Here is a 25763-nt window from a genome sequence, read left to right on the forward strand (position 1 = left end):
TGTGACGGACGGTCGCGCTTGTCTGCCCGTTGAATCAATAAAATTACAAACGGTAAGGTATCAGGCTAGAGGCCGGAGGCAAAGATGATTGAAACACTGCGGAAGGAAGGCGACTGGGATTCGCTGGTCACCATCGCCAGCGAGGAACTCGCAATCCGCTCCTTCGCGGAGTCGGGAAAAGCCACAACCGACATCCGGCTCGTCCGGATTTCCAGTGTCGCGAAGGCTCTTGAGCGGGCTTACGATCTTGGCCTTTTGATGGGTCACACCGTCACTCAGGCTTAACACCCGAACACGAAGCGGTCCAAGCTGACGTGTCGCGCGGATCATGATTGGGTGCGTGCTGTGGCGAAGGACATTCTCCGCACGTATTTGCGTTAATGCCAAAAGCAGGAGAGCCATCATGGTCGAGAAAATGAGGAAAGAGGCTTACTGGGCAGCGTTGGTCGCGATAGCCGGCGAACACCTCGAAATCAATTCATTCGAGCAGACCGGACAGAAGCTGGTGGATATCAGGTTGTTGCGGGTCGCGGATATTGCTAACGCGCTTGAGCAGGCCTACAAAATGGGGATTGGAGTGGGTTATAACGTCAACGAGCATCAGGTATGAAACGCCGTCCCAGGGCGCTACGCCGCAGGGTTGCATAGGGTTTGCGCAGCGGTGGGGCGGCCCCTCGAGAAATCCGGCGCCGATTGTAAATCTTGAATTTCTTCCCAGCCACGCCGCGCCACAGCCAGCGACATAGCGCGATCCGGAGAACCGAATATGTTTAGCCAACTGTGTGACATCAAATCGACCCAACGGACTTCCGAGGGGATGCACGTTGATCGTGACCGCGCCGCCAGCGTGGCCTTGATTCGTCGCGCGAGCGACCGCGCCGGAATTTGGGTGATCGACATGCAAGGAGACATGTACATCCGTGAGTCCGGCGGCACCTTTTCGTGGTTCAACCCACTTTTGGTGAACAAGCACGCGCGGACCCTGTTTGATGCCATGCACTTTACTGTGAGCGGCCGCCTGCTCACGCGCAGGCTCGTGTCACCGACGGGCGCAAACGTCAGCGTGGCTCTGGCGTATGGAAAACGGTGGCGCAGGAAGGTCGTCGAATTTGCCGCGTCTCTCCCGGGTTCGCACGATCCCGCTGCGGGCGGCCAGCACGGCTAATCAGCCTAGCCTGGGAATTCCAGTGGCACCCGCGCTCAGACTGTGAAGCCAACCTAGCCGTAGAACAGCTGATACGCCGAGTCCGGGCCGCCGTGGGCGCCGCTCTTTCTGAGCGGATTCCAGCAGGAAAGATTTGTAATCCACGGTTGCGCCGCCCATTCCCCGCGACCGTCCGATGCTGGAATCGCTGGCGACGCTGAATCGGTTTGCTTAGAAGGAAATCGCCGGTCGACCCCGTTCCTCCACCACAAAGCGAGCGGAGAGACCGCCAACGTCTGCGAACGTTCGTCATTTCTTTTACACTCGACGGGACGAGATCGGCGAGGCGGAGTCCACAGGTACAACTTTTACCGACCGACAAAACCAGACCCGTTGACGCTCTAACGCGTCGAACGCAGACTGGCAGAACGTCACGCTCGACGTTTGGAGGTCCTAGTCGTTTCGGCGACTGCTTCGCCTCACCGTGCCGTCGCAGCCGCGCGCATGGCCGTTGGACCTCCGAAGCGGCCATTAGCCTGGTGTCGGTCTAAATGGCGGCAGAGGGTCGACTTCTGCCGATCGCAGCCTTGCGAGGTTCAAGCTGCGTATGCCAATTGCGTGAGACAGCAACCGGCCAGGAGCCGCCGCTGACCAATCTGCTCCCAACGACCCATTGAAAGCCGCAAGCGGTCGTTCGGAACGTCGTCGCAGCCAACTCGATCTGTCGCGCACTGCTCTCGCAGCAGTTCTTCGAGCGAAATCCGGTAGTACGTGGCGATTCGCCCTCGACAATGGTCCACGCCCATTGACTTGATGGATCGTGCCTGCCTATCGCACCTGAATCTCGAAATCGACAAGATATCCCGATACTTCTGTACCGTGCGCGTGAATCAGTGCGATAAGCTCTTCCGGCGTAATTTCGACACGCCATTCCCGCTGGCTGCCAGGCTTGCGAATATCTAGTGCGACCAGGAGCACGCTGCGACCATCCGGTGAAGCTTCGAGGCGCATCGTACGGTTAATCGTCTCTGTCTGCGGATCAATCTCCGTCAGTAACGACAACGTGCCATGAGCGCCAGAAAAGTGCGGGGAGTTCATGAATGAAAGTTTCCTGATTCCTTCGAACTGCTACGTTCGTCGGCTGTTATGGGGGAGGCATCCGCTCTATTTCCGGTTGCTTTCGGCCACTGTCGACGTTTCAACTCCTGGTGGTGGCGTAAGTAGCCAGTCTCCCTGAGAAATGAAGAACAAACCCGAGCAATGCCAATGCGCCGCCGAATACGCACGCTGCGTGCCATCCACCTAGCCGCCAACTGAGACTTGCTCCCCAGGAACCCGCGGCGCCGCCTACGAACATGCCGCTCATAAATAGCGTGTTGAGTCGGCTTCTTGCCTCGGGGCGAAGTGCGTACACCACATGTTGGTTGGAGATGAGGGCCGACTGTTCACCGAAGTCCAGCAGGATGATGCCGACGACCAGGCCAACGAGGCTGCCCCACAGGCCGAGAACCGCGTATGACAGCAGCATGATCAGACAACCAAGCCCGATAACGGCATGGGGTCCACGACGATCGGCGACACGGCCGGCAAGTGGCGCAATCAGAATACCGGCCGCACCAACGATCCCCATGAGGCCTGCCACATCAGCCCCCAAGCCGAAGGCCTCATGCAGACGCAATGCCAGAATCGTCCATAGCCCAATAAAGGAACCGAACATTGCGGCTTGAATACACGTTGCACGGCGCAGTGACGGTTCTTCTCGCCACAACTCGATGAGTGACTTCATCAGACCAAAGTAGCTGTGGTTCGTCTTGGGTTCACTGTGTGGGAGTTTGACTAGCAACATGACCCAGATAATGGCGGTCATCGCGGCCCCTAGCCAGAACGTGGCACGCCAGCCCCAATGATCGGCAGTAAACCCGCCGACGGCCCGTCCCAGCAGAATGCCGCAAAGCAGGCCGCTCATCACAGTACCGACGACCTGGCCACGGCGATTGGATCCGGCTAGTTCTGCCGCGAACGGTACGACTTGTTGGGCAACAGATCCTGAAATACCGACTACTGCTGAAGCGGCTGCCAGCAACCAGGCATTCGGGGCTGCAGCAAGGCATACCAATGCCACGACTAACACTGCCGTTTGCCCGAGAATCAATTTTCTCCGATCAATCCGGTCTCCCAGAGGAACCAGAAAAAACAGACCACAGGCGAAACCCAGTTGTGTCGCCGTCGGAACCAGATTGACGAGGCCAAGCGATCGTGGGAAAGCCTGCTGCAACAGTTCCAGGATCGGCTGGTTGTAGTAAATATTAGCGACGAAGACACCGCAGGCAACCGCCATCACCATCAGCAATGAACTGTCCAGGTGATGTGTTAACCTGGGCTCTTCAGGGGCGGCGGACTGCGCCGGAGATTCGCTACCAACTGTATTGGGTGACATGTCCAGACTCACGACGTAGTACAGGGACCTTCATCGTGATGCAGCGCACACAAGAAGTCTTTGGCCTACAATTTCAGACGTCTGAAATTCCTGTTGATCCCTACAATCTTGCTGTGTGACATTGACAAATGCCTACAGGTACAAAGACTCGCCATGAAAGGCCGTCGAAGGGCCCTGGTGCCCGCGACGACGATATGGTTGCTTTCGGCCGCTACCAGTTGTTCCCAGGTTTGCGGCTGCTGTTGAGAGATGGTGTACGACTGGACGTAGGTGAGCGTGCGCTGGACGTGCTAGTCCAGCTTGTCAGTACGGCAGGCCAGGTCGTATCCAAAGATTCGCTTCTCTCCCGGATATGGTCGAAGGAGGTCATCGAGGAAAACAGCTTGCAGGCGCAGATTTCGTCGTTGCGAAAAATACTGGGGGATGATCGGGACCTTATCGCGACGGAATTCGGTCGGGGCTATCGTTTTACAGGTTCAGTGCAGGCGCATCGGGCTGTCACGTCATCCCTAGGCGCACCTCAAGCACGAGTTGGCCTGCCGAGCCCACGGTCTCCTTTGATCGGCCGCGTTGAGGAGCTATTGGAATTAAACCGGCTGCTGGCTACCCAAACGTTATGCACGCTCACAGGCCCTGCCGGCATAGGTAAGACCCGCCTGGCGATAGAGGCCGCGTCAGAATCCAGCCCCTGTTTTCCCGACGGGGTTTACTTCGCCGACTTGTCGCAACTAAGCGCAGCCTCAGTATCGCCAGCTATTTCGAGTGCGTTGGCGGGCCTTGCTGGAACAGGCGCACAGCTAGCGTCTCACCCGGGAAGGGCACTACTGGTCGTTGATAACTGTGAACACGTTACGTCGGCCTGTGCAGCGGCCCTTGAGCGGCTTCTGGAATCTGATCCGCAACTGAGCGTGCTGCTCACCAGCCAGACCCCATTGGGGCTGGACGGTGAGCAGGTCTACCGGCTCCGTCCTCTCACGTTACCTCCGCGCACCATCAACGCAGCAAACGCAAGAAGCTATAGTGCGGTTGAACTGTTTGTCCGCCGTGTAACTTCCGCGGACTATCACTTCGAGCTTACGGAGACGAACGTAGAGCAGGTGACGGCGTTATGCAGGGCGCTCGACGGGGTTCCGCTGGCATTGGAAATCGCTGCAGCTCGCGTGCCATCGCTGGGTCTCGCAGCGGTCACCGAGGATTTAGCCCTTTCGTCCGGATTGCTTGCCGCTCAGAAACGCCAGACCTCGGCTCGCCATCGGACGCTTGGTGACGCGATGCAGTGGAGTTACCAATTACTCGACTCCATGGAACAAGCGGTGTTCCAGGAGCTGGCCATTTTCCCTGCCGATTTCACCGTCGCTGCCGCAGAACGTATCGTATCCACCAAGCTGGAAAGGCCCACCCGACTGGTTGATGTGCTTTGCAGCCTCGTTGAAAAGTCGCTGATCACGTTGCAGGCCGGAACCCAGCCGATTCGCTATCGCTATCTAAGCATGCTGCGGGCATACGCCCTGGAGCAGCTTGCGAACCGCACGGCGGCCGTGACTGAAAAGCATGCTCGATTCGTTGAGCAATTGACTTCTCAAGCCCAACAGGATTGGACGTCGCTACCCACGACGCAATGGAAGCGACAATACGAACACCACATTGACGATATCAGGGCCGCTCTTGACTGGTCATTGTCAGATAGTAAGCGCCGTGCCTCGGGTCTGCTCATTCTCGCGAACTCCGCCCCATTCTGGATACAACTATCACTCTACGACGAGTGTCGCCAGCGGATTACGAACGTACTGGAAGAAACGAAAATTCCTCCCGTTGAAGAGCGCCAGGAGATGATGATCCAGACCGCACTGGCCACTTCGCTGACCTGGTCACGTGGACCCGTTCCGGCTAATGGGCGGGCCTGGAGCAGGGCCAGCGATCTCGCGCTCCGGCTGGACGACGCGGAAACGCAACTGCAGGCTGAATACGGTCTATGGCTTTATCATCTCCGCAGCGGCTACTACGCACAGGCCCTACAGCACGGGAAAAACATGGCAGATCTAGCCGTGAGACATCGCGATCAAGCGGCACTTCTGACCGCACGTCGTTTGATTGGGACATCTCGTCATTTTCTGGGGAATCACACTGAAGCTTTGTCTGAAATTGAGTGCATGCTCGACAGTTATACGCGCGACGAACGTCATGGTTCCCATTTCAGGTTTGGAATGGACCAGCGCGTGGCAGGTTGGGCCTTTCTTTCGCGCATTCTGTGGTTAATGGGGAACACGGCAAAAGCGCGACGGGCTGCCCAGATAGCGATTGACGAGGCGACGGCGCTGGATCACGCCTGCACCCTATGCTGCGCCCTTGCGGAGGGAAGTTGCAACGTGGGAGCTCTTTCAGGAGACGTAGAAAGCGTCAAGCGTGCGTCCCAGCAGCTTATCCAGGTGGCAGGAACTCACGGTCTGGACTTTTGGGCACTCTATGGTTCGGCTTTTTCACTTTGGGCGAAAGTATTCCAGGACCCGAACGCTGTCTCTTTCGTCGAGCTTCGATCGACACTGGAGACGCTGCAAGCCCGCGGAATTGATCCGGCTTATTCCGTATTCTTAACCGACTTTGCGAGCGCAATGCTGGAACAGGGCCGTGTGCGAGAAGCAGTCGGCCTCATTAATGCCCGGCTGGCCGGCGACGCTACTGGACAGTTTTGGAACGCCCCTGAACTGATGAGAGTCAAGGCTCGGACGCTATCGGAGAAGACGTCATCCCGGCGAGCGACACGGGCGTTGGTTTTGCAGCAAGCGTTGACGCTGGCGCGCGCTCAGGGCGCCAAGGCGTGGGAGCTAAGACTCACAAACGGACATGTCGCATAGGCGCCCGGCGTAATGCGGTATCACCCGTTTGCCGCGCCGAGCGCTTCGCCGAAGCGGGACATGCCCGCGAGCGGGCCCGTTTCCGTCGATTCGACCAGGTAGTCGAGGAAAGCCCGCACAGAGGGCGACGTGCGCCGCGCGCGTTCGAAGAGCACATTCACGGGCGCAGGCATTGTCTCGTAATCCTGAAGGATACGCCGCAGCCGGCCGCACTCGATGTCGGCCGCTACTTGCCACGACGGTGCGCGCACGATGCCCGCACCGTCGATCGCCGCGGCCGCGAGCACGTCGAGCGCGTTGGCCCAGAGGCGGCCTGTAATGCGGGCGGAATGACGGGTGCCTGCGGACTTGAAGCGCCAATCAACGGGGCCAGGCTGGTCGGAGAAAACGAGGCAGTCGTGCCGGCGCAGCTCGTCAGGCGAGCAAGGCGCGCCGCGGCGCTCGATATAAGACGGTGCGGCGCAAACGATCATGCGCACGTCACCTAGCTTGCGTGCTACGAGCGCCGAATCGGGCAGGCGGCCCACGCGAATCGCGAGGTGGATGTCCTCCTCGACGAGATTCACGGCGCGGTCGATTAGCAGCAGCTCAACCGAAACAGCGGTGTGGCGCGCAAGAAAGCACGGTAGGAGCGGCGCGATGACGGTTCGGCCGAGCAGCGTGGGCGCGGCGATGCGTAAACGGCCCGCCGGCTCGTTGCGGCCCGCGCTGAGCAACGTGCCCACTTCGTCCAGCTCCGCGAGGATCGACTTCGCGCGCTCAAAAAATAGGCGCCCCTCGTTCGTCAGCGCAATGTGCCGTGTCGTGCGGCGCAGCAGCTGCATGCCGAATTGCGTCTCCAGCGCCGACAAGTGGCGACTCACCGAAGTCAGCGACATCGGAATCGCACGGGCCGCGGCAGACAGACTGCCGGCTTCCACCACCCGGACAAACACATTCATCGCGTCGAATCGGTCCATCGGTCACCTTTCCTTAAATCGCAAGAATCATTACCGTTGTACGACCGTACTCCCGAGATGAGGAATAGTCTACATTCCCCTTTGAGCAAACCGCAAAAGCCCGCACGCCACGTCTCGGATCGAGCGCGTGAGCGCTTCGAACATTTCCGGCAAAGGATGGACGCAGATGAAACAGTCGATTTATTGGGTCATGGCACTCGCAGCCGGACTCGTCGTCGCCAACAACTATTACAACCAGCCGCTGCTGGTCGATTTCGCGCATACGTTCAGCGCTACCGAAGGTCAGGCCGGCGCGGTTTCCATCGCTGCGCAGGCTGGTTATGCGCTGGGCTTGCTCCTGTTCATTCCGCTCGGGGACAAGGTCGAGCTTCGCAAGCTCTTCGCGCTCACGTTGGCGGCGGCGGTCGTCGCGCTCGTCGCGATGGCGGCGGCGCCCACGCTGCCTTGGGCCGTCGCGGCGAGCTTTGCCGCGGGCATGGCGAGTGTTGCACCGCAACTGCTTACGCCTTACGCGGCGCAGATTGCGGGCCCCAAAAACCGCGGCAAGGCCGTCGGAATCGTGATGTTCGGTCTGCTTTGCGGCATCCTCGTCTCTCGCACGGTATCGGGCACGATCGCTGCGCATTTCGGATGGCGCTCTGTCTACGCGTTCGCGGCAGTCGCGATGGTGGGCGTTGCCGTCATGCTTGCGCGCGTGCTCCCGCGTATCGAGCCGCCCTTCTCGGGCAGCTATGGTGCGTTGATGCGTTCGCTGTTTGCGTTGCTGCGCGAGGAACCCGTTGTACGGCAGACCGCTTTGATCGCGGCGTTGCAATTCGCTGTATTCAGCGCCTTCTGGACGACGCTCGCGTTTCATCTGCACGCCCTCGACCCCCGTTACGGCAGCGAGACGGCGGGGTTGTTCGGGCTTGTCGGCGTCGCCGGCGCGAGCGCGTCCTATGCTGCGGGAAAGCTGACCGATACGCGCGATCCGCGTCGTATCATCTTAGCCGCCAGCATTGTCCTCATTGCCTCGTACGTGGTGCTTGCGTGGAAAGGCTCGAGCATCGGCGGGCTAATCGTCGGGGTGATCCTGCTCGACCTCGGCATGCAAAGCTCCCATGTCTCGAACATGGCGCGCAGCCTGGCGGTTAAGAGCACTGCGATGAGCCGTGCCAACACGCTTTACATGACATGCCGCTTCGCAGGCGGGGCGATCGGCGCGGCGCTTGGCAACTATGCGTGGAGCGTGTGGCATTGGGCTGGCGTGTGCGGCGTTGGGCTCGTCTTTGCCAGCGCTTCGATGCTGCCGCAGATCATTCCCGCGTCCGGTTGGCGACGGCTTGCGGAGGAACGCGAGAAAAGCGCCGACCATGAGGTGCGTGAAGCGCGATAGGCGATCGGGCGGTCGCATCAAACGGATCGCACTTCCTTAAGGCGTATGGATGGATCGACCGCTTTTGATCGCTGTTGGGACATCCGAAGAAACGAACTGAAGGACCGCTCCGGGTCGATATGACCCATTCACTTTCGCACCGAGCCGCCCTTCTTTCGTCTCGGCGGTACGTGGCTGGTTGCGCGGCCAGTGGCGCGTTTGCTGTTGATACAATTTGGGCTGGCGCTGGCGGCAGTGCTGCTCATCGGTGTCTCGTAGTACAGCTTGCCGGCGCGGCGCAATCAGGCGGTAACCGCTAGAATTTGCGGTTTTAGCCCGGAATACGCCAATGTCTTTTGCCTCGCTTGGCCTGATCGATCCCTTGCTGCGTAATGTGCGGGACCTCAATTACCAGACACCTACGCCGGTGCAGGCCAAGGCGATTCCTGCTGTGCTCAGCGGCAAGGACGTCATGGCTGCGGCACAAACCGGTACTGGAAAAACGGCGGGTTTTGCGCTGCCGCTGTTGCAACGGCTGGTGCAACACGGCCCGGCGGTGTCCAGCAACCGCGCGCGTGTTCTGGTGCTGGTGCCCACGCGTGAACTGGCTGAACAAGTGCTGCAAAGCTTTATCGATTACGGTAAAGGCCTCGATTTACGATTTCTGGCCGCCTACGGCGGTGTGAGTATCAACCCGCAGATGATGAAGTTGCGCAAAGGCGTGGATGTGCTCGTTGCCACGCCGGGCCGTTTGCTAGATCTCAATCGCCAGAACGCAGTTCAGTTTGATCAAGTACAAACGCTGGTGCTGGACGAAGCCGACCGCATGCTGGATCTGGGCTTTGCGCGCGAACTCAACGCCGTCTTTGCTGCGTTGCCTGCGCAGCGCCAGACCCTGCTGTTCTCTGCCACGTTTACCGATGATATCCGCGCCATGGCGGCGGGCATTCTGCGCGGCCCGGTCAATATCAGCGTCAGCCCGCCCAATGCCACGGCCAGCAAGATCAGGCAGTGGGTGGTGCCGGTGGATAAAAGGAACAAGCCAGACCTCTTCATGCACCTTGTGGCTGAGAACAACTGGGAGCACGCGCTGGTGTTCGTCAAAACCCGCAATGGCGTGGATTACCTGGCGGCCATGCTGGATGAAGCGGGCTACGCGGTCGACACCATCCACGGCGACAAACCGCAACCCGCGCGCCTGCGTGCGCTGGAGCGCTTCAAGACGGGCGAGGTAAATATGCTGGTAGCCACCGATGTGGCTGCGCGCGGGCTGGATATCGACGACCTGCCGCTGGTGATCAACGTTGATCTGCCGATCGTGGCGCAAGACTATGTGCACCGTATTGGCCGTACCGGCCGCGCGGGCGCCAGCGGCGTGGCGGTGTCCCTTGTGTGTGCTGACGAAGCGCCGCAACTGGCCGCGATTGAAGCGCTGATCCGGCAAACGCTGCCCCGTGAAGAGGAGCCGGGTTTTGAAGCCGAACACCGCGTGCCGCAAACCAGCGCGACGGGCCAGATCATCAAGAAACCCAAAAAGCCCAAGAAGCCCAAAGCGCCGCAGGCTGCGTCGGGCGCCATGCAGGTGCTCAGCAAAAAGCCGCGCCCGCACAGTGGCGAAAACAAACGCAAGCCTGCGGCGCAGCGCGCAATGGCCGCGGGTAAAGGCACAAGCTTGTCCAGCGGTAACCCATTCAGCGTGCAAAAGCCACGCAGCAAACCCGCCAGCAAACCCGCTGCGGGTTCAGGTAAGCCGGCTGGCAAACCCGCTGGTGGCCGCGGCAAACGCCAACCCTGATCCGTGGGGATGAGTAACGCCAGCCCTGGAACAGGGTGGCGGTTTGCGGCCAGCTGGCAGGCAGCGGGAAAGTCCGGCTCTGGGTCGACTTAGGTCTTTGCATGCCGTGCCGAGGCCATCGCCGTGGCCGGGGTGTGGGACCCTGTGCGGCCAGGAACGGCCGGTCGACGTCAGCATGCAAATCGTTTCAATCTGCGCGTTAAGGAAGTTGTCAAAGCCCGCGAAGCCAGGTCAACAAGTGATCATTTACCGCCTGAGGCCGCTCCTGCTGAGTCCAGTGGCCGCAGCCTGGAAGCAGGTAAAGCCCCCGCAGGTCCGGCAATACGCTTCGCATGACGGGCAGGCGGTCTCCGAACATCTGGAGAACCCTGTCGCGCTCGCCGCCGATGTAGAGCGCCGGCTGTTCGATGCGGCGTCCCTCGTAACCCCGTAGGAAGGCGAAGTCCCGATCGCTATTGCGGTAGCGGTTGAGCGGCCCCCGAAAGCCGGACTGCTCAAGCTCGCTGACGTAGTAGTCGATGTCAGCGTCGGTGAGCCATGTCGGGAAGGGGTCCGGATCGGGGACGCGCAGCAGGACTGGGTCGCCGGCCCGCTTGTCCGAGGGCCAGGCCTCGGCCGGCGCGTCGCCGCTCCAGGCGTAAAAGAAGCGTCGAAGCCCCCCGCGCACATCGGCATCGAATTCGGCCTCCGCGACACCTTCTGCCTCGAAAGAGTGCATGTGGAAGAACCGATCCTGGCTCGTGTAGACGGCCTCAACGATCTCCCGCACCGACCGCTGAGGGGTGCCGGTGTAGGGCACCGACAGGCCAGCGACTGCCCGCACCTGGTCGGGATGAACGAGGGCCGTGGTCCAGGCAATGGGCGCGCCCCAGTCGTGGCCGATGACCACCGCCGGCTTGTCCGGGCTCAGGGCGGCGATCAGGCCAGCCAGATCTCCGGACAGATATTCGAGACTATAGGCCTTGATCTCGTGGGGCTTGTCGGAGCCGCCGTAGCCGCGAACGTCGATCGCGCAAGCCGTAAAGCCGGCGGCCGCGATCGGACCCATCTGATGGCGCCAGGAATACCACGACTCCGGAAAGCCGTGGACCATGACAACCAACGGGCCCTCACCCTGGAGGGCGACCCGCAATGTGACCTCGCCCACTTGAACCTGACGAAAACTGGACATGATGCTTCCTCTCTGGACCGCCGCGACCCAAGGGCGGCTCGTTCATATTGCAGCGGTGACGCCGCCGTCGACTGCGAGGATCCGGCCTGCGCCGCGCACGACGGGCCGGATTATGCGAGCGCCCTTAGAGGCCCTCCGTCAGAATGATGCGGAAGTCAGCGCCCTTTAACCGATGCTGCTTCGCATCCTGGTACGCGGGGCTGTCGTACCAGGCCTTGGCGGCCGCCATGTCCGGGAACTGGGCGATGGCGACGCTCTCGGCGGGAGCTCCCTCAAGGACCTCGTATTTTCCGCTGACGGCGAGGAGCGTCACCGGGTGGCCGGCGCGCGCCGCGACCGCCTTCGGCCGGTAGCAGCCGAGCTCCGTGGCGTCGGTCGTCTTGTTGTTGATGAGGATCACATAGGCTGGCATCGGGGACTCCTGTTTGGAAAAGGCAGTGAGGTGTGCAGGGTGGACGCAAGAGGATGCTTCCTCGATTCACTCGAACTTGCCAGGGAGAAACTGATTCCTCACTGAATTCCCTTCCTTAATTCGCTTCGCCGACTACCTGTCAGGTCCGGCGCAGGCTAATACAGTTCATGGCGTCCACAAAACGGGTACTGAAGGGCACCCCTGATCCTGTGAAAGGGGTAGCAGATTCCTTTACCAACGATAAGTCGTCACGCCGGAAACGCGTCACCGAACATCGGAAGTCCACTCAAAGACGCTTCCTTCGTCGCCTCGTCCTGAATGACATCCCAGTGCTCAGCTAACACCCCGTTCTCCATGCGCACGATGTCCACCACGATCCAGTTCGCCGGCATGCCCATCCCGGTAAAGCGACCATGCAGGAACACATAGTCACCGTCGGCTACAGTGAGTCCATTCTCGTAATGGAAGTCGGCCGGCACTCCTTTCACCAGTGAGAAGAGACCCTCCCGCCCTGGTGGAATGTGCGCACCATGCTGGATGTAATTCGAAGACCAGAAACGCTCGGCCGCAGCGTAGTCCCGCTTGTTGAAAAGCGTCTCGAATGCCTTCAGCACGATTGCCTTGTTTCGTTCCTCAGTCGGATGCGTCATTTTCAGCTCCTTGCGATAAACCCCGAACGCCAATTCGCAGCAAGAGCCGCGAGATAGGCACCTAAACACAATTTCGAAACCGAACGGCGGCACCTTCTGCCAGAGCCGGTGGCGAAAGGAGGGTCGGCGGATGGGACGTCTCGCTGCCCCCTGTCCAGCGGTCTCGAGCCGACGCCCCACACCTTTGGACAGATTCGGAAATCAGCAAAGACGTGTCTTATGCCCCGACTCGGTTTTGGCGCGCAGATGATTGCCCCAAAGAGGGTGATCATCCAGGATGCCGTACCACTCAACCCAGCCGGAGCATCGATTTCGTCACTACGCCAGGTGCGCCTTGATAAACGCCGCACTCTCCTCAATTGAAGCCGTGGCCTCATCAAGCATCGGAGCGTAGAGCTGCCAGGTGTGGCACATGTCATCGAAAATCTTCAGACCGGCAGCAACACCCGCGACCCTCATCCGTTCAACGACGGTGATCGAATCATCACGCAATCGCTCCCTGCTTCCCACATGCACCATCGTCGGAGGCAGACCTTTAAAGTCCGAATAGAACGGCGTTACAGTGGGCGACTTACGGTCACCATCACCCAGATAGCAAGACATAAACATGCCAAGCAATTCTGTAGTAACGATTGGATCATCGGTCACCGCCTGGTGGGATGCCCCTTCCAATGTGTAATCTAACCACGGCGACGCCAACGTCACCGCCCCCGGCAGCGGAAGGCCGGCCTCCCTGGCGCGCACCGCTGTAGCAAGCGCCAGATTGCCGCCCGCCGAGTCCCCGCTCAAGGCCACACTGCCTGGGGTATAGCCTTGGCCCAGCGCCCATTGATACACGCCGAAAGAGTCATCATGGGCAGCAGGCGCTGGATTTTCGGGGGCAAGACGGTAGTCCGGCACCAGTACAGCGCAGCCCGCTGCCCGCGCGAGGTTGGAAGCGATGCCGCGGTGCGTCCGGCTCGAACAGAAGAAGAAACCACCGCCGTGATAGTGAATAACGAGACGTGAATCATCCCCACTTTCCGGCAGGATCAGATCACCCTCACAAGGTCCGCACTTCACGCGCTTGATCCTGATGTTATCAGCCACAGGCAGCTGACTTGTAGCCTCCTCGATCCATGCGCGCATCATGTCAGGAGTCGCGTTCTCCGGAGGGGGATTCTTCGCGTTAGCCTCAAGAATCTGGGCCAGCTGTTGAGTAGACATATTCGTACTCCTATTGATTGAGGGGCGACTCGCCCGCGATTGATCCCCGATTTTTCCTCGAACCTTGTGTTTTACCTCGAGCCACTTGCGAACGGTAATCCAGCGCGGCGACCAGTGTCACAACACTGTCCAACCTGCGAAATCATAATTTCGGTCGTAATCGTCGTTTTACGCCATCACGACACCATCGTCAAGCAGACGCCAGTTTTCTGCCGTTTTTTCTGGTCTTCTGCGATAGAACTCCGATTTTTTGCGGGGCGGCAATTTTTATGTACCATCAATTAACAATTGCGGATGAAATTGTCATGATCTACACTGCAAGCGGAATGAATTCAATGGAGGCGTGTCTTGGGAGTATCGAAAGAAGAGGCTGCCGAAAATCGCCTCGCAATCATTGCTGCTGCGACGCAACTCTTCAGGGAACGCGGAGTAGACGGCGTAGGACTGAGCGAATTGATGAGGCACGCCGGCTTTACGGTGGGAGGCTTTTACAATCACTTCAAGTCAAAGTCCGCGTTGGTCGCTGAAGTAGTCGCATCAGCAATGGCCGAAGGTGCGACGGAATTTGCACAGGCCGCCAGGGAACCGGTTGATGATTCGACTACTGCGCTTCGACGCTATGTAGCCTATTACCTTTCCCCGGCTCACCGTGACAACATCGATCGGGGCTGTCCAGTAGCAGGCTTCGCTGGCGACGCGCCTCGTGTTGGCGCCCAGGCTCAGTCGAACTTCGCCGCCGGCCTTGATGACCTGATAACGATATTGGCGGGGCTAATCGCGGAGCACGGGTCGATTGCGACGGCGGGGGAACATAGAACATTACGTGAACGGGCAATGAGCATGCATTGCGAAATGGTGGGTGCGCTGGTCCTGGCACGATCGGTCGCGCAGACCGCTCCAGAGTTTTCAAACGAGATTTTGGCGAACGCTCAACGAGACATCACCGCGTCTCTCGATGAGCGTTCGACCCAAGCCCCCAAATCACGAAAGAAACACTAGGCAAACCTCCAGTTCCGAAAGGCCTTCACAATGAAAGACGCCAAGACCCTGCTGCTCGAATTCCTCGCCGCCGTCACGCGCGGCCAAAACGCCGCCGCCTTGTTCGCCGAAGATGGGGCGGTCGAACTGCCGTTCCTGCATTCGCTGGGCGTCCCCTGGCGCCACCGGGGTCGCCAGGCGATCAGCGAGCTCCAAGACTCTCTCGCCGGGCTCTATCTGAATTTCGCCTTCGAGCCCGAGGACACCCACGTCCTGATCGACACACCGGAGCAGGTGTTCGCCGAATACATGGCCCACCCGACGGCGAGGGCGACTGGGCGCACCGTCCATCACCTGTTTACTGGCCGTCTCGTGGCCGAGAACGGTCAAATCAAGCTGCTGCGGGAGTCTCTGAACCCGGTCGCCGTGGCCCAGGCGCTCCTGGCCGGCGGCGTCAAGGACCTGCCCGATCCGGAGAAAGTGATCTTCTCGGTCCCCCCAGACTACCGGAACTGAGGCCGTCGAGAGTTCGCTTCCAGCATCGTCAATCAGTCTTAGTCGCTTCATGGCGGTCCAAGCGGGTGTCGGTTTATGGTTTGGCACGGATATTCATCGCGCGGATTCCCAAGCCATTAATCCTATTGCTCGGTAGTGTTGAACGGCCGGTGTTGGGCAATCTGAAGGACCGTTTCACGCCCTGAGGTAGTCCGTCAAGGTTTTTCAGCGGGAAGTTGGTTTCCGGTACCCCCCGGTTCGTAAGGAACGGGCAGGCCAGCCCATGTTGAAGTAGACGTCATGCGCCCCCGCCTGGCGAGTTGCCCATCCGCCGGCCAGCGTCATGGTCGTAACAGGCGACCCGCCGGCCGGCCGTGGACAACTCGCGACAAGACGTCAAATGGAGGAAAGCCACCGACCCGGAACCAGCTACGTAACCGCCGACCGGAACGGGTTACCCCGGAAATTCGAGGTTCCTGAGGAGTGGGGAACCACGCTTCCTGAGGGCGTTGAGGTAGATGCTCTCGTCGTACCGCGTGCCTGTCTGCCAGCAGCGGTAAAGGATCCGTATCCACTTGAACGCCAGTGCCCTGACGGCGGCCTGATACGAGCTGCCCTTCGCCCGCTGTTGCCGGTAGTAGGCGCCCGCCCAGAACGATTTGTTGATGGTCTGGCCCGCCCATTCGACGAAGGTCTGGCGCAGGAATTTCGGGCATTGCCAGCGCCAGTGCACCCAGCACTTCTTGCCGCTGCGCTCGGTGACCGGCGCGATGCCGGAGTACTTCTGCAGTTCATCAGCGCCCTTGAAGCGCTCACGTTGCTCGCCGAATGCAGCCAGCAGGCGCGGCGTCAGATGCGGACCTGCTCCGGGCAGGCTGTCAAACAGGTCGAAATCGGGCAGCGTCCGTGCGACTGCCGCGATCTCCCTGTCGAACATGTCGATCGCAGCGAGCGCTGTGCGCAGTTGCGCCACCAGCATCAGCACGAGCAACCGGTGAGGTGCAACGATACCTGGATCGTCAGTAAGCGGCATAGCGCGGCGGATCGACTCCAGACGTCCCTCAACCAATTTGGCCCGGCGACAGTTGTGCACATGGCATGCGGCGTTTGGGGCGCCGCACGGCGATGATCAATCACCTGGAAGCTGCGTTCCCGACGATCACTTGGCACTACCTGAATGACGTCTTCGGGACGGATGCCGTCGGGTTCCAGGAGTTCCTCCGAAAGAACTTTGATATGAAAGGTCTGGTGCCAGTCATTCGCGGTAGCTATGTCGGAGCGGATGTCACCGACTATTGCCGCAGTCCATTCGAGCTTGGTTGGGGAAAGAGTGTCAAGTTCGACCACGAATTCACGGGACGTGCTGCACTCGAGGCGGAGTTAGCGGCCGGACCAAAGCTCGCGCGCGTCACGCTGGAATTCAATGCAGATGATGTGATTGATATCTACGCATCGCTGTTCCGCGGTGGCGAGCCATATGACTATATGGACATCCCACATCCGCAGCGGTGGATGGTCTGGGCGGACTCCATTCAAATGCAGGGAAGTAACGTCGGTATCTCGACCTCACCTGGATACAGCTACTACTTCCGCAAAGTGCTGTCGCTTGGGTATGTCGATCCGACGCTTGCCACTCCAGGTACGGCCGTGCAGGTCTTGTGGGGTGCACCCGGCAAGCGTCAGAAGATCATTCGCGCGAGGATAGCTCCGGCTCCCTATAAAGCGGACCACCGCCGCGACGCGATTTAACGATTTGAATTTCTCAGCCAATCGCCCCTATGAAGCTCCCAGACTATGTGATGCTGCTTTCCTGCAGGAATCAGCCAGGTATCGTGGCGGCAGTCACGACGCGGCTGTTCGAAGCGGGATTCGATATCCTCGACTCACAGCAATTCGACGATATCGATAGTGACTCGTTCTTCATTCGAATGCACTTCAAAGCCACGGATGCAAAGGTAAGTACGGACATTGAGATGCTAATGGCACCGACTGTGAAGAGATTCGAAATGAACATCACTGTTCAGCGGTGCGACCAGCGGCGGCGCGTCGTGATCATGGCCTCTAAGGCGGATCATTGCCTGGCCGATTTGCTTTATCGATGGCGAACGGCCGAACTGCAAATGGATGTGGTCGCCATCGTGTCCAATCACCCGGGCGATGCGTTCAGCCATCTCGACTTGAGTGATACAGCGTTTCACTGGTTACCTCTGGATGAACGTGGCAAGGGCCACCAAGAGGCGGAGGTACTTAGGATCGTGCGGGAGTCTGAGGCCGATCTCGTCATTTTAGCCAGATATATGCAGATTCTCTCGGACAGCTTGGTCACGGCGCTCAAGGGGAAATGCATAAACATCCATCACTCTTTCCTACCGGGATTCAAAGGCGCAAGACCGTATCATCAGGCCTTCGAGCGAGGCGTGAAGCTTATAGGAGCGACGGCCCACTATGTCACGGAAGCGCTCGACGAAGGAGCGATTATCGAGCAGGATGTCGAACGCATTAGCCATCGGGATAGGCCGGAGCAGTTGATTCGGAAAGGCAGGGATATCGAACGCCGGGTTCTCGCCCGAGCCGTCCGGTACCATCTGGAAGACCGCGTACTTCTAAACGGCAACAAGACAATTGTCTTTCCTGGGTGAGTTTCTTGCCGCAGACCGGGCAAGCACCATTGCTTCCCGGTTTGTGTTCAGGGACTGGGCGGACGGAACCGGCGCATCATTTTGCGGAGCCGCCAGTAAACGGTTTGCCATGGCGGGAAGTCCTTCGGCAGCATCCGCCAGCCGCAGTCCGCGCGCACCTGACAGCAACGCGTTGACCACTTCGCGAAAATTGCACTGGCGAGGTCGCCCGCAGCGACAATCCGTTGAGGGCGGCACACACGAAATCGGCCATGTCACGCGGGTGCGTTTTGTCCTGCGTGTCAGCTTTGCCTTGCACTCCTGATGTTCTTCTTACGACATTCCATCTTTCGACCACATCTCGGCTCGATTTTCAAGCGCGCTCTTGGATGATGATGCGTCATCTTCCTTTGGAATAACCTTCGGCGCTCGCGTCCAACATTGCACATAGACTTGGATGCCGGTGCGGCGCATGGTGACTGCCGATTCGACGGCGTGTCATCTTGTGTTGCGTGCAATTGGGGCTGTCTGGCGACAATTACCCGGGAGTAACATCATCCCGTGAGGCAACACGACGGTAGTTCTAGTTGACGCCAGACATGGGGCGGCGTCCAGTGCAAAGGATCGCGAAAACAGACGTTGCTCTCGCCATTTCGGCATAGCGCGAGCGAACGAGCCTTCATATCATCTGCATCTCATCAAAGGGCTCGGAGTCATTCAGATGTCAAATTTTTCCACAACGGACCTGCGTCGCGCATTCGGCTGCTTTCCCACGGGCGTGACTGTAGTCACGACACGCACCGCGGACGGGAGAAACGTTGGGTTCACAGCCAATTCGTTTACCTCAGTATCCATGTCGCCTCCGCTCGTCCTCGCCTGTCTCGACAAACGTGCTACGGTGCATCAAGCTTTTGTGAGCGCGACTGGCTTCGTCGTTAACATTCTTGCACATGACCAGAAAGAGACTGCTGTACGGTTCGCATCGAGGGTCACCGATCGCTTCGAAGGCGTCGCATGGGGAGAAAGCAGGACTGGTCTCCCCATACTTCGTGGCCATGCCGCTTTCTTCGAGTGTCTGCTCGATCAAGCAATCCCGGCAGGTGATCACACCATTTTCATCGGACAAGTCGTTGAGATGGGAGACACGGATGTATCGCCGCTCGGCTTTCACGGCGGATCGTTCAACCAGCTTGCTCGGGCTGAACGCGCGGACAGGGCGTAATAGCTGGAGTAATGGAATAGACGCCATGTCTGCGCAATGGGCCGACGTGTAGTCAATGTACTCCGGTCAGAATCACGCGGGCGATGCGTTGTGATTCCGGGATGACGCTATCCCGTAGCAGCTCGTAGTTTTCATTCCGGTGACAGTGGTCTAACTGATTTGACAAGGCAAAGGAGTACTTGGGAAGGTGGTGACCGAAACTGGTCTGCGGCGATGCAAGGGGAGGCCGTCCGGTTTCGGCAAAGCCTTGAAACGACGCGAGCAGGATATTCACGCGCGGCGGACGTCGGTTCGCAAAGAGCGGGCGCTGGCACCGCGCGTCGAGACGATGAAGCCCGCGCCATCGCACCCAACTGCCATTTCTCCAGGCGATTGGGTCGTGGCAGTTCGGCCTAATTTCCAGATGATTCGGGGCATCTGTCACTGAAAGACGTTCATGGCGGCGGTCTGCCGCTAAAAGACGGAGTTCAAAGTCTGCTTGCTTTCTGTCGCGTTCAGGACCGCGTTTACGAAATGTTCAGCTGGACGTGTCAGCTCACTCTCCGGAGGGGATATCAGATATAGCGTCAAAGGTGGCGGCCGTTCTGCTAAGGCGAGCTCAACATACGTGCAGCCCATTTCCGCCTCTTTCATGGAATGGCGAGTCAACGTGAATACAGCGCTTTTATCCTGCACCAAGCGGTAGAACAGTGCGAACGACGTACACCGAGTGATACGTTGAGGAGCCGATAGGCCCTTGCGCGAGTACGTGTTGCGAAGAAAATCCGGGAATCGGTTGGTGACGTCAGTGTGAATCCATTCAGCTTCCCCCAATTCTTCGAGGGATGTCGCTTGCGCAAACGTTCCCGCCTCGCGTGTAACAAAGACGGTTTCAAACGAGAATACGGTCTGCACTTGCCCGAGATCGTCTGTCGGAGCGAGCGGAAGGGCGGCGAACGCAAAATTCAGCGTTCGGTTTCGTAATTGCTCGCATAGCTGACTAACCCCCAACTCAAGGAACTCGACCGACACTCCGGGCCAAGTCTTCCTAAATTCGGCGAACGCTTCTACAAGTCCTGCCGTGCCGGTGATGGAATTGACGCCGATTGTCAGTTTGCCACTTCGCTGACCTTTTAAGTGCCGGACGTCTTCCTCGACCCGCTCGATCTCCCGTAGCACCGCGCGGGCACGTTGTAACACTGCTGTGCCTTCCAGCGTCAGAGCGACTCCCCACGGTTTGCGCTCAAGAAGAGGCGAACCCAGTTCGTCCTCCAAGTCGCGGATTTCCACTTCAGCGGCGGACAGCCAGGCAGTCCGAATGGATCGGGTGACCGTGGCTCACGCCACTCGTCTGGTATCTGCTTGGCTAGGATACGTCCAGCAGGAAGTGCCGGCTGCACTACGCCAGCCGGCAGAATCGCAAGAAAGACGAGGCAACCATGAAACAGATTCGACGCGATGTCCGAACACTTGGGTAACCGGCGGCCGCCGCGGCATTGGGCCGTTCGATCTCAATCGAACTGGCTCACCACGGTTGCGACATCGTGTTCACCGACCTTGTTGACGACGATGAAACGGCTAAGGCCCGCAAGATGATCAAGGAGTCAGGTCGGGAGGTTCGCAAAAAGGCGAACTGAGCGAAGTTGGATCTCACGCCCGAGTGATTGGAGATGCCATCTGTTTCAAAGGCAGCAACCAATGCCTGATGAACTGCGCCGGAAGTGGCTCACCGAGTCGCGGCCACCTTCTTGGCATTTCGCCTGAAGCTTTCGACACGGTAGTCGACGTCAATATACGAGGTACCTTTTCCATGTCGCAGGCGGTTGCGCGTCATATGGCCACAACGCATTCAGACCACCCACTGGGGAAGGGAAGCCTATTGCCGCGGACCCGCAGCGCGACGTTCCGTGCGAGTGGGTTCAATCGAGAGATGCGGCTGGCGCGCCGTAGCCCCCACACTTGACTCCCTGACGACCAGCTGCGGAATCGCAAAGTACTGCACGGGTGGCTGGTTCCCGTCCGCCGCTGGATCGAGCCGGGCCAGAAGCGCCTCACTCGCCATGGTGCCCAGTTTGTCCGCGCCGGCGGAAAGGGTAGTGAGCGGTGGGTTGGTGTGTTCCGCCGCCACCACATTGTCGCAGCCTACGACCGCGAGTGCCTTGCCCGCACGTTTGCCCATTCTGTCGAGCTCGTGGAGTACGCCAAACGCAACCTGATCGTTGTAGCAAACCACCGCCGTCGGACGAGGCCGCATCTCGAAGATTGAACGGACTGCCTTGCGGCCACCTTCCGGCGTCAGTTCGACGTCGATGATCCACTCGTCGGCGACAGGCAGCGCATGATTTGCCATCGCCGCGAGGTAGCCCTGTCTGCGCTGGCTCGCAACGGCGTACCCGACTCGATGGCCCGCGAATGCGATACGCGTATGGCACTGCGCGATCAGATGTTCCGTCGCGAGAGTGAACCCAACTCTGTTGTCGATACCGACTGTGTCGACATCCGCGCCCATCGGCCGCATGACCAGGACAAGCGGAATGCCCCAGGACCTGATCTCGGCCGGCAACTGCTCGGGGGTTCCCAGCGCAGGAGACATGATCAACCCGGCCACATTCTGTTCGCGCATCGATTGCAGAACCCGCGTTTGAGTCGCGACGCTTTCCGCCGTGTGTGCCATCAGGGTTGTATAGCCAGACTGCGCGAGTACCCGTTCAATGGCGACCAGTAGTTCGACAAAGAACGGGTTAGTGAGGTCGTTAATGACCATGCCCACGGTGGTACTGCGCCTGCCACGCAGGTTTGCTGCACCGCGGTTGTACACATAGCCGAGGCGTTGCGCTGCTTCCCGCACCTTGTCCGCGGTCTCCGCCTTGATTTTCGGGCTCTGCTGAAGGACGAGCGACACCGTCGACTTGGACACGCCAGCGGCGGCGGCGATATCCTGGATGGTCGGGCCTGCTTTTATGTTGCTTTGCACAATTGGAACGTTCCAAAAAGTCTTTGACATCGTGAAATCAGTCTACTACAGTTTGTTGGAACGATCCAACGAACGCAAGTTGGAACGTTCCAATGGAGTGAGACGATGCCTACTAAAATTCGCTGGGCGCTGGTTGGCGCCAGCACCATAGCCGACGAGTGGATGGTCAACGCGATCCGGACGCAGCCCGACGGCACGATCGAAGCGGTCGTCAGCGGCAGCGCAGAGCGTGCCCGCGAGTTTGCGGACAAACACGGGATCGCAAGGCTCAGCACAAATCTCGATGAGATCCTCGCAGATCGCGATATCGTCGCCGTCTACATCAGCAGCACAAACGAAAAACACCTGCCTCAGGTATTGGCCGCTGCCGCCGCCGGCAAACACGTGCTCTGTGAAAAGCCGCTCGCTCTCTCAGAGACTGACGCCAGCCAGATGATCGAGGCGTGCGCCGCACATCAGGTCGTCCTCGCCACCAACCATCACCTGCGCTGTGCGGCGACACACCGCCGTATGCGCGACCTCATCCGTTCAGGGGCAGTCGGCACGCCGCTTTATGTGCGCGTCTTTCACGCGGTCTCGCTACCTCCCCATCTCCGTGGCTGGCGAATCGAGCGCCCGGATGCGGGCGGCGGGGTCATCTTCGACATCTCCGTGCACGATGCGGACACCCTTCGTTTCCTTCTGGACGCAGAACCCGTTGAGGTGAGTGCGATGACCTCGTCCGGAAGCATGGGGTCAGCGGGGCTTGCCGACGGTGTCATGGGAATCATCCGCTTCAGTAACGGTGTGCTTGCGCAGATTCACGATGCGTTCAATGTGCCGTACGCGTCGACCGGCCTCGAGATCCATGGGACCGAAGGCTCGCTGATCGCGCGTGACGTAATGACCCAGCGCCCCGTCGGAGCAATCGAGCTGCGTTCGGCAAAAGGTCTCGAAATCGTCGAGGTCGTCCATCAGGACCTCTATATCACGGCGGTCGCCCAGTTCCATCGCGCGGTTGTCCTCGGTGAGGATCCCGCCGCGACCGGTCCCGATGGCTACCGGTCACTCGCCACCGCGCTGGCGCTTCAGGAGTCAGCTTCCACCGGTGCGCACGTCACGGTGTCGCCGCAATTCACGCGCTGAGTCAGTTTCAGGAGATCCATTGTGGGTTCTAGCAAAGTAGTTTCGATGGCGACCGCCGCAAGCCTCATCAACGACGGTGATGTCGTCACCGTCAGTTCGTCGAGCGGCCTGGGTTGTCCTGACGCCATGCTGGCGGCGATCGGGGCGCGCTTTGAGACGGAAGGCCATCCTCGGCAGCTTACGCTGCTGCATCCGATTGCGGCTGGCGACATGTACGGGGTCAAGGGCGTTGATCATCTGGCGAAACACGGTCTGATCAAGTCGATCATCGCGGGCTCGTTTCCGAGCGGTCCGTCGAGTCTTCCGATGCCCGACATCTGGCGGATGGTGGTCGACAACAAAATCCGTGCTTACAACCTGCCAAGCGGTGTGATGTTCGACATGCATCGCGACGCGGCAGCGAAGCGTCCGGGTGTCCTCACCAAGGTGGGGCTCGACACCTTCGTCGACCCGGACCGGCAGGGCGGGGCAATGAATCGTCTCTCCGAATCCGAACCGGTCGTGGAAAAGGTCACGTTCGCGGGCGAGGAGTGGCTCTTCTTTCCGAATATCGTGCCGCGCGTCGCCATCGTGCGTGCAACAACGGCTGACGAAAAGGGCAACCTGTCGTACGAGCACGAAGGTGCGCTTCTGGGCGGCCGGGACCAGGCGCTTGCCGTGCGCAACAACGGCGGCATTGTCATCGCGCAGGTCAAACGGGTCGTGAAGGCCGGCTCGCTCGGTACGCAGCAGGTCCATATTCCGTGCAATCTTGTTGACTACGTGGTCGTGGATCCCGAGCAGAAACAGACGACGCAGATTGAATACGACCCGGAGATCAGCGGCGAAATCAAGGTCCCGGACAGCGAATTTGAGTTCGCCGGGTGGAACGCGGAAAAGGTGATTGCCCGCCGCGCGTCCATGGAACTCGCGGACGGAGACGCGGTGAATCTCGGCTTTGGCATCTCCGCCAACGTTCCGCGCATTCTCCTTGAAGAAGGACTGAACGGCAGGGTGACCTGGGTCATCGAGCAGGGCGCGGTCGGCGGGATGCCGTTGCTTGGCTTTGCGTTTGGTTGTTCCGCAAACGCCGACGCGATCATGCCATCGCCGTCGCAGTTCATCTACTTCCAGGGTGGCGGCTTCGATGTCTCGTTGCTGTCGTTCCTGCAGATCGATCGTTTTGGCAATGTGAATGTATCCAGGCTGCCGAGCAAGCCGTACCTGACTGCCGGATGCGGCGGCTTCATCGACATCACGACCCATGCGAAAAAACTGGTGTTCTCGGGTTTCTTCACAGCGGGCGCAAAACTTCAGGTCGGCGACGGACGGCTGACGATTCTCCAGGAAGGCAAATCGAAGAAGTTCATCACTGACGTCGACCACGTTACTTTCAGCGGGCGCATGGCGCAGCAGCGTGGTCAGCAGGTGCTGTATGTGACTGAACGCTGCGTCCTGCGGCTCACGAGTGAAGGTCTCGAGGTCATCGAGATCGCACCCGGTATCGACCTGACGAAGGACGTGCTTGAGCAGGCCGATTTCCCCTTGATCGTGTCACCGGATCTGAAAACCATGGATGCCGCGATTTTTAGCGAAACGCCGTTCGGACTGCAACTCAAGGAGGCTCATCGTGGCTGATATCGATGGAATCCAGGTTGAGCGCAGAGGCGCAGTCGCGGTGGTCACGTTGAACCGTCCGGACAAGCTCAATGCCTTGACGCCAGCCATGCTTGAGCGCCTGGATGCGGTCGCTGCGGAGCTCGACGCGTTGACCGATGTGCGCGCGGTGGTCCTGACAGGTGCGGGACCGAAGGCCTTCTGCGTTGGGGCAGACATCAATGAATGGTCCGCGCTTGCGCCGCTCGATATGTGGCGTCAGTGGGTGCCGCGTGGACACAGGATCTTCGACCGTTGGGCCGCGCTTCGTGCACCGGTCATCGCAGCAATCAATGGACACGCACTCGGCGGTGGCCTGGAACTGGCCGCAGTCGCGGACATCCGGATCGCTGACCCTGCCGCGACCTTCGCGCTCCCGGAAGCGGGGATTGCCACGTGTCCGGGCTGGTCCGGCACCCAACGGCTCGTCTCGATCATCGGCGCAAGCAAGGTGAAGTTGCTGGCGCTCACCGGCCGGCGAATTGACGCAATGCGTGCGCGTGAAATCGGTCTTGTCGAAGAAATTGCGGAACCGGGCGGTGCGTTGAAGGCGGCAATCGAGATGGCTGAGCAGGTCGTCCGTCTCGCGCCTGTATCGGTTCAGCTTACGAAGCAACTGGTGAACGCTGCCAGCGGAGAAGGCGTTGCCGTCACCCTTGAAGCGATGGCGGGGGCACTGGCGGCAACCACCGCGGATGCGCGTGAGGGAATGCTGAGTTTCCGCGAGAAGCGCACTGCGAATTTTGAGGGTAACTGA

Annotated in this window: 24 protein-coding genes and 2 pseudogenes; 15 read left to right on the forward strand and 11 right to left on the reverse strand. The window is 59.6% G+C overall.

Annotation, left to right across the window (positions count from 1 at the left end; translation table 11 throughout):
• The first annotated feature begins 84 nt into the window (after positions 1–84).
• The 3 genes from P3T23_RS15915 (at position 85) to P3T23_RS15925 (ending at position 1165) form a co-directional block, all read left to right on the forward strand.
• The gene (locus tag P3T23_RS15915; protein ID WP_429317126.1) at positions 85–285 is read left to right on the forward strand and encodes a DUF6900 domain-containing protein; all 201 of its coding nucleotides are present in this window, start codon (positions 85–87) and stop codon (positions 283–285) included.
• A gap of 118 nt (positions 286–403) precedes the next feature.
• The gene (locus P3T23_RS15920; protein WP_429317127.1) at positions 404–610 is read left to right on the forward strand and encodes a DUF6900 domain-containing protein; all 207 of its coding nucleotides are present in this window, start codon (positions 404–406) and stop codon (positions 608–610) included.
• A 156-nt stretch (positions 611–766) separates the two neighbouring features.
• Complete coding sequence (locus tag P3T23_RS15925; RefSeq protein WP_429317128.1) at positions 767–1165, forward strand: hypothetical protein; 399 nt, start codon at positions 767–769, stop codon at positions 1163–1165.
• 807 nt (positions 1166–1972) lie between these two features.
• On the opposite strand, the gene P3T23_RS15930 is transcribed toward P3T23_RS15925, so the two are convergent.
• Both P3T23_RS15930 and P3T23_RS15935 read right to left on the reverse strand, forming a co-directional pair.
• On the reverse strand, positions 1973–2242 hold the full coding sequence (locus tag P3T23_RS15930; protein WP_211701042.1) for a hypothetical protein: 270 nt from the start codon (positions 2240–2242) through the stop codon (positions 1973–1975).
• Positions 2243–2342: 100 nt separating this feature from the next.
• Positions 2343–3581: an MFS transporter gene (locus P3T23_RS15935; protein ID WP_429317129.1), complete on the reverse strand. Its 1239-nt coding sequence runs from the start codon at positions 3579–3581 to the stop codon at positions 2343–2345.
• A 194-nt stretch (positions 3582–3775) separates the two neighbouring features.
• On the opposite strand from P3T23_RS15935, the gene P3T23_RS15940 reads away from it, so the two are divergent.
• Positions 3776–6433, forward strand: coding sequence for an ATP-binding protein (locus tag P3T23_RS15940; RefSeq protein ID WP_429317130.1), 2658 nt, complete (start codon positions 3776–3778; stop codon positions 6431–6433).
• A 20-nt stretch (positions 6434–6453) separates the two neighbouring features.
• Here P3T23_RS15940 and P3T23_RS15945 read toward each other — a convergent pair whose 3' ends face one another.
• Entirely contained in the window at positions 6454–7392 is a 939-nt protein-coding gene (locus P3T23_RS15945; protein ID WP_429317131.1) for a LysR family transcriptional regulator, read from the reverse strand.
• Between the two features lie 166 nt (positions 7393–7558).
• Between P3T23_RS15945 and P3T23_RS15950 the strand changes: the two genes are divergently transcribed.
• Both P3T23_RS15950 and P3T23_RS15955 read left to right on the forward strand, forming a co-directional pair.
• Positions 7559–8767: an MFS transporter gene (locus P3T23_RS15950; protein WP_429317132.1), complete on the forward strand. Its 1209-nt coding sequence runs from the start codon at positions 7559–7561 to the stop codon at positions 8765–8767.
• 328 nt (positions 8768–9095) lie between these two features.
• Complete coding sequence (locus tag P3T23_RS15955; protein ID WP_429317133.1) at positions 9096–10541, forward strand: DEAD/DEAH box helicase; 1446 nt, start codon at positions 9096–9098, stop codon at positions 10539–10541.
• 211 nt (positions 10542–10752) lie between these two features.
• Here the strand turns inward: P3T23_RS15955 and P3T23_RS15960 are convergent, their stop codons facing one another.
• The 4 genes from P3T23_RS15960 to P3T23_RS15975 all read right to left on the reverse strand — a co-directional run bounded on the left by P3T23_RS15960 (position 10753) and on the right by P3T23_RS15975 (position 13980).
• Positions 10753–11712, reverse strand: coding sequence for an alpha/beta fold hydrolase (locus P3T23_RS15960; protein WP_429317134.1), 960 nt, complete (start codon positions 11710–11712; stop codon positions 10753–10755).
• A 124-nt stretch (positions 11713–11836) separates the two neighbouring features.
• The gene (locus P3T23_RS15965) at positions 11837–12124 is read right to left on the reverse strand and encodes a DUF1330 domain-containing protein (protein WP_429317135.1); all 288 of its coding nucleotides are present in this window, start codon (positions 12122–12124) and stop codon (positions 11837–11839) included.
• Positions 12125–12372: 248 nt separating this feature from the next.
• On the reverse strand, positions 12373–12774 hold the full coding sequence (locus tag P3T23_RS15970; protein ID WP_429317136.1) for a nuclear transport factor 2 family protein: 402 nt from the start codon (positions 12772–12774) through the stop codon (positions 12373–12375).
• Positions 12775–13092: 318 nt separating this feature from the next.
• Positions 13093–13980: an alpha/beta hydrolase gene (locus P3T23_RS15975; RefSeq protein ID WP_429317137.1), complete on the reverse strand. Its 888-nt coding sequence runs from the start codon at positions 13978–13980 to the stop codon at positions 13093–13095.
• A 348-nt stretch (positions 13981–14328) separates the two neighbouring features.
• Between P3T23_RS15975 and P3T23_RS15980 the strand changes: the two genes are divergently transcribed.
• On the forward strand, positions 14329–14979 hold the full coding sequence (locus tag P3T23_RS15980; RefSeq protein ID WP_429317138.1) for a TetR/AcrR family transcriptional regulator: 651 nt from the start codon (positions 14329–14331) through the stop codon (positions 14977–14979).
• A 30-nt stretch (positions 14980–15009) separates the two neighbouring features.
• Entirely contained in the window at positions 15010–15474 is a 465-nt protein-coding gene (locus P3T23_RS15985; protein ID WP_429317139.1) for a nuclear transport factor 2 family protein, read from the forward strand.
• Positions 15475–15907: 433 nt separating this feature from the next.
• Here the strand turns inward: P3T23_RS15985 and P3T23_RS15990 are convergent.
• Positions 15908–16549, reverse strand: a pseudogene (locus P3T23_RS15990) (transposase); the annotation flags it as partial.
• Between the two features lie 29 nt (positions 16550–16578).
• Between P3T23_RS15990 and P3T23_RS15995 the strand changes: the two are divergent.
• Both P3T23_RS15995 and purU read left to right on the forward strand, forming a co-directional pair.
• Positions 16579–17202 (forward strand): glycine cleavage T C-terminal barrel domain-containing protein, encoded by a 624-nt coding sequence (locus P3T23_RS15995; RefSeq protein ID WP_429317140.1) that lies wholly within the window; start codon positions 16579–16581, stop codon positions 17200–17202.
• Positions 17203–17231: 29 nt separating this feature from the next.
• On the forward strand, positions 17232–18092 hold the full coding sequence (purU, locus tag P3T23_RS16000) for a formyltetrahydrofolate deformylase (protein ID WP_429317141.1): 861 nt from the start codon (positions 17232–17234) through the stop codon (positions 18090–18092).
• A gap of 68 nt (positions 18093–18160) precedes the next feature.
• On the opposite strand, the pseudogene P3T23_RS16005 reads toward purU, so the two are convergent.
• A pseudogene (locus tag P3T23_RS16005) lies at positions 18161–18377 on the reverse strand (transposase); the annotation flags it as partial.
• 415 nt (positions 18378–18792) lie between these two features.
• Between P3T23_RS16005 and P3T23_RS16010 the strand changes: the two are divergent.
• Positions 18793–19293 carry a flavin reductase family protein gene (locus tag P3T23_RS16010; RefSeq protein ID WP_429317142.1) on the forward strand — a complete coding sequence of 167 codons (501 nt, stop codon included), beginning with the start codon at positions 18793–18795 and terminating at the stop codon, positions 19291–19293.
• A gap of 453 nt (positions 19294–19746) precedes the next feature.
• On the opposite strand, the gene P3T23_RS16015 is transcribed toward P3T23_RS16010, so the two are convergent.
• On the reverse strand, positions 19747–20547 hold the full coding sequence (locus tag P3T23_RS16015; RefSeq protein ID WP_429317143.1) for a LysR family transcriptional regulator: 801 nt from the start codon (positions 20545–20547) through the stop codon (positions 19747–19749).
• A gap of 430 nt (positions 20548–20977) precedes the next feature.
• Here P3T23_RS16015 and P3T23_RS16020 point away from each other — a divergent pair, with 430 nt between their 5' ends.
• Positions 20978–21235, forward strand: coding sequence for a hypothetical protein (locus P3T23_RS16020; protein ID WP_429317240.1), 258 nt, complete (start codon positions 20978–20980; stop codon positions 21233–21235).
• On the opposite strand, the gene P3T23_RS16025 is transcribed toward P3T23_RS16020, so the two are convergent.
• Positions 21149–22276: a LacI family DNA-binding transcriptional regulator gene (locus tag P3T23_RS16025; protein ID WP_429317144.1), complete on the reverse strand. Its 1128-nt coding sequence runs from the start codon at positions 22274–22276 to the stop codon at positions 21149–21151. The two genes, P3T23_RS16020 and P3T23_RS16025, sit on opposite strands and share 87 nt — an antisense overlap.
• 75 nt (positions 22277–22351) lie before the next feature.
• Between P3T23_RS16025 and P3T23_RS16030 the strand changes: the two genes are divergently transcribed.
• From P3T23_RS16030 to P3T23_RS16040, 3 genes are read left to right on the forward strand one after another with little or no spacing between them, the layout of a single operon-like run.
• Complete coding sequence (locus tag P3T23_RS16030) at positions 22352–23371, forward strand: Gfo/Idh/MocA family protein (protein ID WP_429317145.1); 1020 nt, start codon at positions 22352–22354, stop codon at positions 23369–23371.
• Positions 23372–23416: 45 nt separating this feature from the next.
• Positions 23417–24988 carry an acyl CoA:acetate/3-ketoacid CoA transferase gene (locus tag P3T23_RS16035; RefSeq protein WP_429317241.1) on the forward strand — a complete coding sequence of 524 codons (1572 nt, stop codon included), beginning with the start codon at positions 23417–23419 and terminating at the stop codon, positions 24986–24988.
• Positions 24981–25763 (forward strand): enoyl-CoA hydratase/isomerase family protein, encoded by a 783-nt coding sequence (locus P3T23_RS16040; protein ID WP_429317146.1) that lies wholly within the window; start codon positions 24981–24983, stop codon positions 25761–25763. The genes P3T23_RS16035 and P3T23_RS16040 overlap by 8 nt, the downstream gene beginning before the upstream one ends.

It is taken from the genome of Paraburkholderia sp. GAS448 (genome assembly GCF_050435685.1).
Taxonomy (GTDB): domain Bacteria; phylum Pseudomonadota; class Gammaproteobacteria; order Burkholderiales; family Burkholderiaceae; genus Paraburkholderia.